We start from the raw sequence: 13,540 nt of genomic DNA on the forward strand, positions 1-13,540 counted from the left end.
GACGAAAATATCAGGGTTGCCTGATTGATTTGCTTTGGCTCTTAAAGTAATAGGTCGAAATGTCGGCATATTTGTATTTCTTCCCTAAGCCCGAAATGGAAATGTCGTAATATGATTGATTTTGCATTTGTTGAATATATGCCAACGGTTTTTTGTATCCGCAGTTATAAGCGGTGGCATAAAACCTAAGTTTCTCTTCTTCTGATTTCCAACTCACAGATTTAAAGCGTTGTTCGCAGAGCTGATAAAACGCAGTGAGGTAAAGCACTTGTTTTTGAATCGATTCGAGATTGGCAACAATTGCTTTCCGTTGATTCTCTTCACTGATTGAATGGTTCCTGATCAATATTGAAAACTTATATGGTAATTGAAGCGAACGCAGATCATTGCTGATCTGTTCAGCAAATGAAGGTTTCATTTGAAAACGGCCTATGGAAAAGTCGGCATAATCATTTCCAAAACTGACATACAAGATCTTTAATCCGCCAATTTCCATCTGATCCCTGATCGCCGAATAGCGAACTAATTCAGGGAAAACAATGGATAGGGCAAAATTTACCGGTACGTGGTATTTCGCTAAGGAGTCAGCAATCCACTTATTTTCGGTTAAATAAGTGAAGGCCTTTTGATAGTCGGCTTTAAATTCCTGTTCGTAATTTATTGTTTGGGCGTTACTTTCAATAACCCCTAAGCACAGCAAAACAACGGTTATAAACTTAAAGCGCTTTAGAATATTTAGTAACTGCACGTGTTTCTTTTGATACTGCTACCCAGTTTACAATTGTTTTTCCATTGGCTGAAGCCTTGCTAATGCTGAACCCGTCGTTTACTACTGTTCCATCGCTAAAGAATATTTTATTGTCAAGCAAGGCTGCCCAGGCTGTGCCATTGTTATTTACCCATAGGTTTTGCCAGTTAGAATTAATACTGTAATTGGTTTCTTTTAAAACTTTTCCATTGTAGTAAAACTCTCTATTACCAACTGAAAGTAAATGGCTGTTGTCGTCGAACCATGCATTTTGCAAAGCTGGATTAAAAGTTTGGTTAATCCCGCTTAAGCTCACCAAGAGAGACCCTGGATTTCCAGGCTGGCCCGAAAACGATTGGCCCAAAAATGCTGCATCGGCAAATGCCGGATCGAAAATGAGTTTGCCATACATGTTTGGATCTTTTGATACCAATACTTTCTTTCCATCCTGATTAGCAATGTATCGTTCTTTCTCTGTTTCACTAATTTCATTTACAAATTGAGCGGCAAACTTTGTTTTCTTATCGTTAAGCCTAAATGCTTCTAATTGGGTAAAAGGGCCGGTTTTTTTTCCGTTGAAAACTATAAAACTTTTTCCCCCTTCTTCCTTAACGTATTTCTGATAAATGCTCACCATATCAGCCGCGTCAAATTGAGCGTCGGAAGAAACCTCATCTTCAGTACCATTGTTTTCTTTCTTTAAAAAGTCCAGCGGAATATTCTTTACCGTATAGGGCCCTTTTTTGATGTTGTTTTCAATGATGTATCTGGCTCCTGATTTATCTACGATCACCATGCCCGAAACTTTATAGTCGCTACTTACCATAATCCTCGATTCCCGGTAATCAATTCGTTCTCCTTCTTCTAATGTATAAAGTACATGACTTTCTGCATCTTTTAGTTGATCGCTGGTAAGGCCGTCGGCAGCTGATTCGGATCCTGAACCGGAACTTTTTGAGCCTGAATTACTGCTATTTTGATTCGTTTGCTCCGTTGTACCGGAAGCTTTTTTAACTTCTTTGTTAACCTTATCAGATAGTTTTTTCATTATCTGGGCTTTTGCCGGAAAATAAACCGAAGCCAATAAAGCGATTAGAAGCAGAAGAGCGCGTGAAATTTTCATGGCATTTTGAATTTAAGGAGAAATATGGCCTAATATACTGAAAATCAGCAATTAAAATAGGTTGTATGCCAGGTTGAAATACGAAGGATTTAAGCCTTTTTGTGCCGGTAAACTGCTAAATTCAGTCATGCAAAAAATCATAACAGCTACTCAAACTCGTCAGGCCGATCAGTTTACCATTGCCAATGAACCCATTTCATCGGTAGGTCTGATGGAACGTGCAACCAAGTCTTTTGTGGTAAAGTTTATGGAGGAGGTTCCTGCTAAAAACATCATGATCGCAGTGTATTGCGGAACAGGAAATAACGGTGGCGACGGACTGGCCATTGCACGTTTACTTAGCGCAAGGAACTATACAAATGTTAAGGTCGTTATCCTTCAGCATTCATTTAAAACCAGTCCTGAATTTGATGAGAATTTCAGAAGTGTTCAGAAGCTAAACTTACCTGTTCATATTATACAATCCGATGATGAGCTGCCTGCGGAAACCTCAGAAATAATTATTGATGCAGTTTTAGGATCAGGTTTGAATAAACCCTTAGAAGGCATTCTTAAACAATGGATAGATCAATTAAATGCCCTGCATAAAAAAGTAATTGCGGTTGATATACCAACCGGCATGTTTGCTGACGAGCCTAATCAAGCGGATTCGACAAAATTCAAAGCCGATCTGGTAATTACATTTCAACGGCCAAAACTCAATTTTTTACTGCCCGAATCGGCTTTAGTAATGAAAAGTTGGGAGGCCGTTGATATTGGTTTGGATGAACACTTTATACAATCATGTGAAAGTGAGCTGGCTTTAATAGAAGAAAAAGATATCCGTTTAATCTTCAAAAAACGTGAAAATTTTAGCCATAAAGGAACTTTTGGTCACTCGCTGATCATTGCTGGAAAAGATGAAACGATGGGCGCCGCCTTGCTTACAGCTGAGGCTTGTTTAAATACAGGCAGCGGATTAACCACTGCATTTATTCCACCGTCGGGTTTAATAGCTTTGAATACTCGTTTACCCGAAGTAATGGCCGGGTTTGGAGAACCTGGCTGGCAAAAGTATTCTGCCTTGGCAATTGGTCCGGGTTTGGGAACCGATGACCCTGCAGTTGCTGTTCTTAAAAATGCTTTAAAGAATTTCCGTGGGCCCTGCGTCTTTGATGCCGATGCCTTGAATATGCTTGCCTCTGATAAATCATTGTTCGACCTGGTTCCCGAGCAATCGATCCTAACGCCTCATGTTAAAGAATTTGATCGCTTGTTTGGTTCGCACAAAAATTGGAATCATCGTATAAAAACCATGCAGCAGGAGGCGAGGGAGCGGGAATTAATCATCGTACTTAAAAACAGGTATACGATAATTGCCTTACCAACGGGAATGGTCTATTTTAATTTAACCGGAACGCCGGCAATGGCTTCAGGTGGAATGGGTGACGTATTGACCGGAATTATTGTGGCATTATTAGCTCAGGGCTATTCGGCAATTCAGGCAGCAATGGCAGGTGTTTATTTACATGGCAAGGCAGGGAATGAATTGGAAGAATTGGGTTATTCAGTTATAAGAGCAAGCGAACTGGCAAAGCAGGTTAGTAAAACCATTTTCAATTTTAAATAGTTAATGGATTCTTAATCAATAAATAGCAATCATTTTATTTTTTTCAATGGAACCTATTTTCTTAACTATTATTTTTGAGAAAAAAATAAATGCTATATGAAAAGAATTTTTACTTTGATAATGTTACTATTAGTTGTGTTTGGTTTTAATGCTCGGGCACAAAAGTTTGACTTTATTTCAAAGATCAATATTGGAATTGGAGCAAATTACAATTCAATAGATTATGATGGCGGAGATGTTTTCTACAGTCCGGGTGGCGGTATGGGCATCGAGCTAGGTTTGGGTTACCATGCTACCGAGAACCTGGTGCCTTATTTAACGTTAGGATATCAGCAAAATATTGCCATTCAATACATAAGTTCTAATGGAGAATCGCTTGAGTCATCGGTGTTTTTTAATCGTACCTCATTTTTCGCAGGAGCAAATTATGATTACATGCCATGGAAAAGTGCATTAAAAGGTATTCGTTTTGGGGGAGGTATTAACTATAATTTTCCGGGTAAAATGAAAATTACCGAAAACAATTCAACGTATTCAGATTTATCGTATGACTCTTCTCTTGGCTACAATGCTGATGTTGCATTTATTGTGGCAATAAAAAGCATAAAACTATTGCCGGGAATACGCTATAGAAATATGTCTTTTTCGGCTAGTAACAGTGCTGATCGCTACTTGTTACCATCACATTTGAAAACATTAAATGGTTCGGGTGTTGATTTGACAATATCATTTGTGAAGAGCTTCTAAGACCTGGTAAATAAAATTTTTGATAACAAAAAAAAGCGCTAATGATTTAGCGCTTTTTCTTTATAAGGAGTCTTCAAATTCTTATATTTTTCCCATTACATACATTTTATCCATGCTTGGATTTGCACTTCCACCTTTAGGTTCCAATGTAACTGCAAAAGCCTGTGCTCCCTGTATGTTTTTCATCTGGAACATGGTTTTCTGCCCTTTTTTCACATCAAAAACCCCTGCGTCTACCGGTTTGCCATTAACAATGGCCCAAAGCTGATATTGATGTTCTGCATCATTTTCTGGCAGGTTAAGCATATCCACCATCACATGGGTGTTTTTGGCGTTCCAGTAAACCATTATTTCGTTGCCCGGAAAAGCAGGAGTAGAGGCTAAATGCACTTTTTTAAAATCGGGATCATGTAAAATACCTTTGTAGGCATCCATATCATCTCTCATCGATGTCAGGTTGCTTACAAATTGTTGATTCGATTCGCGCATGGCAATCAGTTCATTTTCTGCGCTTTTCCATCGGTCCCAATACATAAAGGCAGCCACGCTGCTTATCAGTAATAAGGTTAAACAAGCAGCCATTCCATAAGCAAATAAACGGGTAGGATATAAAGGAATTGCCGGTTTGTATGTTTTAGGGTGAGTGATCTGTTCGAGTATATGATGTTTTGTGGCCGGATTGGGTTCAATTCCTAAAATTACCGAAGTGTTTTCGTGGTTTTCTTCAATTTTAGCCAACTCATCAGCAATTTCGGGATAGCTGTTTGCCATACGCACCACCTCTTTTGCCTCTGCATCCGAAAGGTTTCCGTATACATACATTTCAAGTACGCCCGTTTCTATATATTCTTTTACGTCCACAGCAAATATCAATTAAAAAATCTCCGTAATTCCATAATGGCCATTCGTAATCGTGTTTTTACTGTACCCAGGGGAATGTTCAATTTTTCGGCCGCTTCGCTTTGTTTTAATCCCTGAAAATAGATCAGGTCCACTACGATTTTTTGTTCTGGTTTTAGGTTGATCAACAAATCTTTTATACCTATATGCTCAGGTGAAAGTGATATGCTCCGGAGTTCATCAATGGTATTTACGCTGTCATTCAGTTCCTGGTTTTTGATTTCATTACGATACGATTTAGAACGGAGTCTGTCAATTGCCATATTACGGGCAATATTGGCCATCCAGGTAAATAATCGTCCTTTCTTGGGGTCGTAATTCGAAGCGTTGTTCCATATTTTTAGAAAAACTTCCTGTAAAACATCGCTGGCTTCTTCTTCCGAATGAATAATACGCAAGATAATGCCGTTTAGCGCCGCCGAATACATATTATACAATGCCTCAATAGCGAGCTTTTGCCGTTGTTTTAGTCCAGTTACAAGTTCTTCTTCTGATAATGTTAAACGTTTCTTCAAAATGAACCAGGATTAAGATTCGAATGGAAACAGATGTTTTTCTGCGTGGTAAGAAGAACGAACCAGTGGCCCACTTTCAACAACTTTAAATCCTTTTGCTAATCCTACTTCTTTATAACGCGCAAACTGATCAGGGTGAATAAATTCGATAATGGCATGGTGATTTTTTGTTGGCTGTAAATATTGACCAACGGTTAAAATATGAACACCTGCTTCCAACAGATCATCCATTGCCTCGAAAACTTCGTCTTCGGTTTCACCAAAACCCAGCATAATGCCCGATTTAGTACGCAAGCCGGCCTGACTAATGTGTTTTAAACATTCAAGGCTTCTGTCGTATTTAGCCTGAATACGGATCTCGCGAGTAAGACGGCGAACGGTTTCTATGTTATGAGAAACAACCTCCGGTCTTTCTGCTAATACTCTTTCCAGGTTTTCCCACTGACCTTTAAAGTCTGGTAATAGGGTTTCCATCGTAGTTTCCGGACTTTTTGCACGAATAGCACGAATAGTTTCAGCCCATATCGTTGAACCGCCATCTTTTAAATCATCGCGGTCAACAGAGGTGATCACACAATGTTTTACCTGCATCAGTGCAACTGATGTGGCAACGCGTTCAGGCTCATTCAGTTCAACTGCTAATGGACGACCGGTGGCAACAGCGCAAAATGAACATGAGCGGGTACAAATATTACCCAAAATCATGAACGTAGCAGTTCCTTCTCCCCAACATTCTCCCATGTTAGGGCAATTGCCACTTTCGCAAATAGTGTGAAGTTTATGATTGTCAACCAGTGAACGAACATGAGCATATTCTTTTCCGGTTGGCAGTTTAACGCGCAACCAATCTGGTTTCTTTATACGGGGTTCGGCTTTAACTACCGGAAGTTCTATCATATAAACGCTAATATCTTAATACTTAACCCAAAACCATATGAATTGTTCCGGATTATTTTAACCGTGCAAATGTACGAAGTAAGAAGGTTAAAGTACAAAGTTAGAAGTATGATTGCGGATTTTAGATTTTAGAAAGGAAAGAAGTAAAAAAGTACGAAGTAAGAAATACAAAGTACAAAGAAAGAATTTCGGATAGACTGATTATGGATTTCGAGTTATGGGTTTCGAATTGTGAGTTTCCGATTTTAGATTAGGGATTGATGAATGATTCGTTTGTATTTCACCTTAATTTTTTCATCAACTCAATAGTTCCAATCTTAATTCCATTAAAGATATTTCCTTTTTTAAAGTCTGGAATGAAATAGTCGGAAATGATTTTTTTAGTTTCCAAGTCGGTTAGGATTTTTTCGATTCCATAGCCGTTTTGGATTCTAATTATTCTTAATGAAGATGAAATCCCAATCAAAATCCCGTTGTTTAAGTCCTTTTTCCCTATGCCCCAATAATTAGCCATTCCTAAAGTGTAATTAAAAAAATTTTCCTTCGAAGTCATTGAACTATCGAGAGTAACAATCGCAATTTCAATTTTAGTCTGCCTTTCAAAACTAGAGACCAAACTGTCAAGAGTCGATTCTTCTTTCTCTGTTAGAATATTCTCGAAATCGCTAATCCAACCCTTTGGTAAAGGGTACGATTGATAGTTTTGTGTGTTTTTTTGTCCGTATGCCGAAATTGCAAAACAGCTGAAAAATGTTAATATGTAGATGTATTTCATTCTTTTGATTTCTTTAAACTGTACAATCGTATGTCTTTAATTGCTGCTAAATGCTCTTCCTCGAAGATTCATACTTTTGGTTAAAAAAGCAATATCAGAATAGAGAAACACATATAGTGCTTACTCATCATTTCCTTTTTGAAGAAAACTGACAACACTATTCATCTCTGCCTTTATACTTCATACTTCTAAAATCGTCCTTTTTACTACGTACTTCTACAATCTAAAATCTAAAATTGTACTTTGTACTTCTAACTTTGTATTTCTAAAATCCTATTTATGGCAACTGTTAAAACTATTTATAAAGGCGAATTACGTACCGAGGCGACCCACCTACAATCTGGTACTAAAATTATTACCGATGCTCCAACCGATAATAATGGTAAAGGCGAAGCTTTTTCACCAACTGATTTGGTGGCGGCGGCATTAGGCAGTTGCGCTATGACTATTATGGGAATTGTAGCCAGAAGAGAAAATATCGATTTAAAGGATACTGATTTTTCTATAACAAAGATTATGGCGGCTGAACCACGAAGGATCTCCGAGATTCAGGTGGAGTTTAATTTTCCGAAATTAGATATCGACGATCGTCAGCGTCAGCTTTTAGAAAATGCTGCTTTAACCTGTCCGGTGGCCCAAAGTCTCAAAACCGAGCTGGTGCAAAATATTAAGTTTAACTGGCAATAGTTTTTGCTGATTAGAAATAGCATAAGGCTGTTCCGTTAAAAGGGGCAGCCTTTTTTGTTCAATAGCCTATGTAAATTACCGGGAGGGGAAGTTCTATTGTTTCCTCGTATTTAAAGACCTGCTTTCTACTTTAATTAAAGTGTGTATTTTTGCACTCCGTTTATAACTAGTATTCAATTAGGAGATTAAGCAATGAGAGATGATCAGGTATTAATGAAGGAAAGTTGCTTTATACCTTTTAACAAAGAAATTGAAGCTATTTCATTACCTCAAAAATTCACATTTCCGTTTTATTACGAACCTCATCCCTTAAGCCTTTTGGCAGCCCAAGAGCTGCAGCAGTATTTGGCTACACAAAGTGAATGGGAACATAACTTCGGTATTGAAGAAGGGCAGGAAGGACTGATCATCGGTAAGATGTTCGGAGTGCTGGTAGTGCAAAATAGCGAAGGTCAGCTGGGGTATTTATCAGCATTTTCAGGTAAGCTGGCCGGACAAAATCATCATTCCCGATTTGTTCCTCCGGTTTTTGATATGTTAACCGAAAATGGTTTTTTCCGTAAAGAAGAACAAGTGCTGACCAGTATGCACGGCCAGATTGAAGCGCTTGAAAATCATGGTGAATTAGCGAAACTAAAGAAGCAACTAGCCGATCAAACTACCCAGTATGCCGGTGAGTTGGAAGCATACAAACAACAAATAAAACTGGCCAAACAGGAGCGTGATCTTCTCCGGAATGCCCCAAAGGACTCTCTGGATGAAGAACATATTAACGCCCTGCACGAAGAGTTGCGGAAGCAAAGTTTAAATGAGAGTCTTCGACTTAAGCATTTGAATAAATACTGGAAATACCAAATTGCTGAAACGCAAAATCTACTTGATGAAAAGTTAAATGAAATAGCTGAAGTAAAAGAAGAACGAAAAAGCAAATCAGCGGCTTTGCAGCAAAAGCTGTTCGATTCGTATTATTTCCTTAATCAACTGGGGCACAAGAAAAGTTTGCATCAGATTTTCAAGCATACAACCGATGTTAATCCTCCTGCGGGAGCCGGTGAATGTGCCGCGCCTAAGTTGTTGCAATATGCTTTTATGCATCAGCTGAAACCAATTGCCATGGCGGAATTTTGGTGGGGGCAATCACCTAAATCGGAAGTTAGGGTGCATGGTCATTTTTATCCTGCCTGTAAGGGTAAATGTGAACCCATTTTAGCTCACATGCTCGAAGGCATTGAATTAGATGAGAACCCAATGCTCATTAACCCTGCTGAAGGCAAGGATATCGATATTGTTTTCGAAGATGAAGAGTTGGTGGTGATTAATAAGCCTGCTGAGTTTTTATCGGTGCCAGGCAAAAATGTACAAGATTCGGTTTATGAGCGTGTTCGGATTAAATACCCCGAAGCTACCGGCCCATTGGTGGTTCATCGTTTAGATATGTCGACTTCAGGTTTAATGCTGATCGCTAAAACCAAAGAATCACACAAAATACTGCAAGATCAATTCATCAACCGGACCGTGAAGAAACGTTATGTTGCTCTCTTGAATGGAATTATTCCGGAGGATGAAGGGGTAATTGAACTCCCATTAAGAGTTGATCTGGAAGATCGCCCGCGTCAGTTGGTATGTTATGAATATGGCAAACACGCCAAAACAATATGGAAAGTAATTTCCAGAACCAAGCAACACACCAAGGTTCATTTTTATCCTATAACAGGCCGTACGCATCAGTTACGGGTGCATGCCGCTCATTCGTTGGGATTGAAATCGCCTATTGTTGGGGATGATTTGTACGGACAAAAAGCCGCACGTTTACATCTGCATGCCGAATTCATTGAATTTAAACATCCGGTAAGTAAGGAGGTGATGAAGATTCGTGTGGATGCGGATTTTTAGTGTATCCTTCTAATTGTTTTTCTAAATTGGGTTAAAAAATAACGCTATGGTTATTCGCGAAGCTCAAAAAGAAGACATTCCGCAAATTCAGGTGGTGCGTAATTCGGTAAAGGAAAACACGCTTTCAAACCCTGATCTGGTTACAGATAGGGATTGTGAGGAGTTTTTGTTTGAGCGGGGAAAAGGCTGGGTCGCGGAGGTTAACCATGTAATTGTTGGTTTTGCCATTGCCGATTTAAAGGAGCATAATATTTGGGCTTTATTCTTACATCCCGATTTTGAAAAGCAAGGAATTGGTAAAAAACTACACTCTGTAATGCTCGATTGGTACTTTTCGCAAACTCGTGAAAACGTTTGGCTAGGCACAGCTCCAAACACCAGAGCTGAAATGTTTTATCGTAAATCTGGTTGGACGGAGACAGGAACACACTGTAAAGGCGAGATCAAATTTGAAATGACATTTGATAACTGGAATTCGTTAAAAGGCGTTTAAGATAAATTGTCAAATGAATTATTTGGGTTGATTGTTTGAATAACTAAGTTTAGTCAGCCTGAGCGTAGTCGAAGACCAAACCACATTAGCCATTAAATTACCCTGCGAAAAAATTAAAATGATATTAGAAGCAGCACTACTCTATGTAAAGCCGGGGCTCAAACAACAGTTTGAGAGCGATTTTCGAATTGCAGGAAAATACATTGGCGCTATAAAAGGTTACAAAGGCCATAGTTTGCATCGATGTTTAGAACAGGAGAATAAATACCTGTTGCAGGTCAACTGGGAAACGCTTGAAGACCACACGATTGGTTTCAGGCAATCAGCTGAATATTTGGAATGGAAAAAACTGCTTCATCATTATTACGATCCTTTTCCGGTTGTTGAACATTTTGAAAAGGTGTTGTAATATTAAAGAGCCATCATTTCTAATTTTGATGGCTCTTTTGTTCTTGTATCAGCTCATTATTGATTAACTATTTTCATGCCTGCATCGTTATAACGACCTCCAACGGCAATTCCTTTAGGTGCAATTTCATCCAAAGTGTCCAGGTCAGCTTTTGATAAATGAACATCCAGTGCTGCTACATTTTCTTCCAGATACTTTATTTGTTTGGTTCCGGGTATAGGGAAAATATGATCGCCTTGCGCCATAACCCATGCCAGCGCAAGCTGCGAAGGCTTGCAGCCTTTTTCCTTTGCCAGTTCTTCTATTTTGAAGACGAGTTGCAGATTCTTGTCAAAATTTTCTCCCTGGAAACGTGGAGAAACTCTTCGGTAATCATCTTCGGCAAGGTCCTCGAATTTCTTTATTTGTCCGGTTAAAAAACCTCTTCCCAGCGGACTGTAAGCCACAAAGGCAACACCCAACTCTTTACAAGTTTCCAATAATCCATCTTCTGGGTCACGGCTCCATAGCGAGTACTCACTCTGTACCGCTGTAATAGGATGAACCGCATGCGCTTTGCGTAAGGTATCTGCCGAAACTTCGGATAGCCCTATTCCTCTGACTTTGCCTTGTTTTACAAGTTGTCCCATTGCTTCAGCAGTCACTTCTATCGGAGTGGCCGGATCTTGTCGGTGTAAATAATATAGGTCGATCACATCCACTTGCAGACGCTTCAAGCTTGCCTCACATGCTGAAAAAACATAATCTGGCTTTCCGCTTATTCCTCGTTTGGTCGGATCATTAGGGTCGCGTTGTATGCCAAATTTGGTGGCCAGTGTAATATTGTTCCTTATTCCTTTTAGCACTTTAGAAAGTAATTCCTCGTTATGAAATGGCCCGTACATGTCGGCAGTATCCCAAAAGGTAACGCCCAGTTCATACGCATGCCTAAGTGTTTTTAATGAGTTTTCGTCGTCTCGGGCTCCATAAAATTCACTCATTCCCATGCATCCTAATCCCAATTCAGAAGCCGTTAAACCCTGATTGCCTAATGCTTTTGTTTTCATGTTATAGTATTTTGATTGTTTATTTACAGAGGTGAAAAATCTTTAACAAGGCTTATTCATTTATGTTTTAGGAAATTGGCAGATGCATAAAATAAAAAAAGTGCATGTTGTTCCCTGTATTTTTCAATACATGGCATGCACTCCCCTCTTCAAATAAATATTATTATCCACTAACGTTCTTTCGAACTAGTATAAGATGAGGCTTATTATTTTGTAATTATATTGTCATAGAAAATAATCGTGTCTCAGGTTGTTTTCTTACTAATCGTAGGTCAAAGGCCATACAAATATTACGTACAAATGGAATTCCTTCCTCAGTCACTTTTAGTCCCTTTTCCGTAAAGTAAATTAGCTCATCGGTTTCCATTTCTTTTAACGAAGCAATTACCTCCGGCAGCTCTGTAAATTGCATTTCCTTGTTTTCCCATGAGGTTTCAAGGTTGCACATCAGGTTTAAAATATGTTTGCGAATTACCAGGTCTTCATCATTTAACAAATGCCCCCTTAGCACAGGCAATTTGTCTAAGGCCAATAATTCATAATAACCTTCAAGTGTTTTAACGTTTTGTGAAAAGGCATACCACGAATCGCCAATAGATGAAACACCAAGGCCGATCATCAGTTGGGTTTTTGATGAAGTATAGCCCATAAAATTGCGGTGCAGGTTCTTACTTTGTAGCGAATTGTAAAGGCTATCTGTTGGCATAGCGAAATGGTCCATGCCTATTTCCGTATAGCCGTTTTCTTCAAAAAGTAATTTTCCGAGGTTATACAACGAACGCTTTTCATCGTCTTTTGGTAAGTCACTATCATCGAAACCACGCTGGCCGTTACCTTTTATCCAAGGCACATGCGCATAACTGTAAAAAGCAATTCTATCGGGTTTAAGACGGTTGGTCTTTTCAATGGTTTCGGCAATACTCAAACGCGATTGTTTGGGCAGGCCAAAGATCAGGTCGTGACCAATAGAAGTGTAGCCGATTTCGCGGGCCCAATTATGCACACGCTTAACATTTTCATAAGGCTGAATGCGATGTATAGCTTTTTGCACCTCGGGAGTATAATCCTGTACGCCAAAGCTTACCCGCCTGAAACCCAGGTCGAATAAGGTTTGCAAATGCTCATAAGAGGTATTATTCGGATGCCCTTCAAAGCTGAAATCCCATGTTTCACTCCGATCTGCCAGCTCAAAAATGCCATCAATGAGTCTGCTGAGTTGTTCAGGTCTGAAAAACGTAGGAGTGCCACCTCCCAAATGGATCTCCTTGATGATAGGCCGTGCATTAAACAGATCTACATAAAGTTTCCATTCTTTCAACAGCGCTTCAATGTAGGGCGACTCAACCGCATGATTGGTGGTAATTCGCTTATTGCAGCCGCAAAACGTGCATAAGCTTTCGCAAAATGGCAAGTGAATATAAAGGCTTATACCCTCGGTTGCATTGCTTTTCCTAAAGGTTTGCACGAGCGATTCTTTCCAGTTAAGAATGCTGAAATTTTGTTCATCCCAATACGGTACAGTCGGATAACTGGTGTATCGCGGACCGGGAACATTATATTTATGTAGAAGTTTAGGATTCATGAGACTAATTATATAATTAACCAAAAATCAGGCATCTGCGAAAAAGAAAAACTGATTTTTATCAGTTTTTCCAGTTTTCCATACAAATGATTTTCTGTTGACATAAATAGTAAAAT

General features: G+C 39.2%; 14 protein-coding genes. 6 read left to right on the plus strand and 8 right to left on the minus strand.

The annotated features are described in order from the left end of the window. Positions 1–10 precede the first annotated feature (10 nt). Both C3K47_RS02115 and C3K47_RS02120 read right to left on the minus strand, forming a co-directional pair. Positions 11–748, minus strand: a complete 738-nt coding sequence (locus tag C3K47_RS02115; protein WP_103787417.1) for a hypothetical protein — start codon at positions 746–748, stop codon at positions 11–13. Next, the gene (locus C3K47_RS02120; protein ID WP_103787418.1) at positions 717–1,871 is read right to left on the minus strand and encodes a hypothetical protein; all 1,155 of its coding nucleotides are present in this window, start codon (positions 1,869–1,871) and stop codon (positions 717–719) included. Before C3K47_RS02120 ends, C3K47_RS02115 begins: the two co-directional genes overlap by 32 nt. Positions 1,872–1,998: 127 nt before the next feature. Between C3K47_RS02120 and C3K47_RS02125 the strand changes: the two genes are divergently transcribed. Continuing rightward, positions 1,999–3,480 carry an NAD(P)H-hydrate dehydratase gene (locus tag C3K47_RS02125; RefSeq protein ID WP_103787419.1) on the plus strand — a complete coding sequence of 494 codons (1,482 nt, stop codon included), beginning with the start codon at positions 1,999–2,001 and terminating at the stop codon, positions 3,478–3,480. A 120-nt stretch (positions 3,481–3,600) separates the two neighbouring features. After that, a complete protein-coding gene (locus tag C3K47_RS02130; RefSeq protein WP_165784609.1) occupies positions 3,601–4,227 on the plus strand; it encodes a hypothetical protein in 627 nt (208 codons plus the stop codon). A gap of 81 nt (positions 4,228–4,308) precedes the next feature. Here the strand turns inward: C3K47_RS02130 and C3K47_RS02135 are convergent, their stop codons facing one another. The 4 genes from C3K47_RS02135 to C3K47_RS02150 form a co-directional block, all read right to left on the minus strand. Next, positions 4,309–5,088 (minus strand): anti-sigma factor, encoded by a 780-nt coding sequence (locus tag C3K47_RS02135; protein WP_133159313.1) that lies wholly within the window; start codon positions 5,086–5,088, stop codon positions 4,309–4,311. Positions 5,089–5,096: 8 nt separating this feature from the next. Further along, entirely contained in the window at positions 5,097–5,642 is a 546-nt protein-coding gene (locus tag C3K47_RS02140; protein WP_103787422.1) for a sigma-70 family RNA polymerase sigma factor, read from the minus strand. A 12-nt stretch (positions 5,643–5,654) separates the two neighbouring features. Continuing rightward, positions 5,655–6,539, minus strand: a complete 885-nt coding sequence (lipA, locus tag C3K47_RS02145) for a lipoyl synthase (RefSeq protein WP_103787423.1) — start codon at positions 6,537–6,539, stop codon at positions 5,655–5,657. A gap of 280 nt (positions 6,540–6,819) precedes the next feature. Then, entirely contained in the window at positions 6,820–7,314 is a 495-nt protein-coding gene (locus C3K47_RS02150; protein ID WP_103787424.1) for a TPM domain-containing protein, read from the minus strand. Between the two features lie 279 nt (positions 7,315–7,593). Here C3K47_RS02150 and C3K47_RS02155 point away from each other — a divergent pair, with 279 nt between their 5' ends. The 4 genes from C3K47_RS02155 to C3K47_RS02170 all read left to right on the plus strand — a co-directional run bounded on the left by C3K47_RS02155 (position 7,594) and on the right by C3K47_RS02170 (position 10,796). Further along, positions 7,594–8,001 (plus strand): OsmC family protein, encoded by a 408-nt coding sequence (locus tag C3K47_RS02155; protein ID WP_103787425.1) that lies wholly within the window; start codon positions 7,594–7,596, stop codon positions 7,999–8,001. Between the two features lie 192 nt (positions 8,002–8,193). After that, the gene (locus tag C3K47_RS02160; protein ID WP_103787426.1) at positions 8,194–9,894 is read left to right on the plus strand and encodes an RluA family pseudouridine synthase; all 1,701 of its coding nucleotides are present in this window, start codon (positions 8,194–8,196) and stop codon (positions 9,892–9,894) included. Positions 9,895–9,940: 46 nt separating this feature from the next. Further along, complete coding sequence (locus C3K47_RS02165) at positions 9,941–10,387, plus strand: GNAT family N-acetyltransferase (protein ID WP_103787427.1); 447 nt, start codon at positions 9,941–9,943, stop codon at positions 10,385–10,387. Positions 10,388–10,505: 118 nt separating this feature from the next. Beyond that, a complete protein-coding gene (locus tag C3K47_RS02170) occupies positions 10,506–10,796 on the plus strand; it encodes an antibiotic biosynthesis monooxygenase family protein (RefSeq protein ID WP_103787428.1) in 291 nt (96 codons plus the stop codon). A 56-nt stretch (positions 10,797–10,852) separates the two neighbouring features. Here the strand turns inward: C3K47_RS02170 and C3K47_RS02175 are convergent, their stop codons facing one another. Both C3K47_RS02175 and hemN read right to left on the minus strand, forming a co-directional pair. Beyond that, a complete protein-coding gene (locus C3K47_RS02175; RefSeq protein WP_103787429.1) occupies positions 10,853–11,842 on the minus strand; it encodes an aldo/keto reductase in 990 nt (329 codons plus the stop codon). Positions 11,843–12,059: 217 nt separating this feature from the next. Beyond that, entirely contained in the window at positions 12,060–13,424 is a 1,365-nt protein-coding gene (gene hemN, locus C3K47_RS02180; protein WP_103787430.1) for an oxygen-independent coproporphyrinogen III oxidase, read from the minus strand. Between the last annotated feature and the right edge of the window lie 116 nt (positions 13,425–13,540).

It is taken from the genome of Solitalea longa (assembly GCF_002920915.1).
GTDB lineage: Bacteria > Bacteroidota > Bacteroidia > Sphingobacteriales > Sphingobacteriaceae > Solitalea > Solitalea longa.

Bases quoted from the DNA above. Each gene is read 5' to 3' on its own strand.
- C3K47_RS02165 (WP_103787427.1), top strand. From the start codon at position 9,941: ATGGTTATTCGCGAAGCTCAAAAAGAAGACATTCCGCAAATTCAGGTG.
- lipA (WP_103787423.1), bottom strand. From the start codon at position 6,539: ATGATAGAACTTCCGGTAGTTAAAGCCGAACCCCGTATAAAGAAACCA.
- C3K47_RS02175 (WP_103787429.1), bottom strand. From the start codon at position 11,842: ATGAAAACAAAAGCATTAGGCAATCAGGGTTTAACGGCTTCTGAATTG.
- hemN (WP_103787430.1), bottom strand. From the start codon at position 13,424: ATGAATCCTAAACTTCTACATAAATATAATGTTCCCGGTCCGCGATAC.
- C3K47_RS02125 (WP_103787419.1), top strand. From the start codon at position 1,999: ATGCAAAAAATCATAACAGCTACTCAAACTCGTCAGGCCGATCAGTTT.
- C3K47_RS02155 (WP_103787425.1), top strand. From the start codon at position 7,594: ATGGCAACTGTTAAAACTATTTATAAAGGCGAATTACGTACCGAGGCG.
- C3K47_RS02160 (WP_103787426.1), top strand. From the start codon at position 8,194: ATGAGAGATGATCAGGTATTAATGAAGGAAAGTTGCTTTATACCTTTT.
- C3K47_RS02150 (WP_103787424.1), bottom strand. From the start codon at position 7,314: ATGAAATACATCTACATATTAACATTTTTCAGCTGTTTTGCAATTTCG.
- C3K47_RS02170 (WP_103787428.1), top strand. From the start codon at position 10,506: ATGATATTAGAAGCAGCACTACTCTATGTAAAGCCGGGGCTCAAACAA.
- C3K47_RS02120 (WP_103787418.1), bottom strand. From the start codon at position 1,871: ATGAAAATTTCACGCGCTCTTCTGCTTCTAATCGCTTTATTGGCTTCG.
- C3K47_RS02130 (WP_165784609.1), top strand. From the start codon at position 3,601: ATGTTACTATTAGTTGTGTTTGGTTTTAATGCTCGGGCACAAAAGTTT.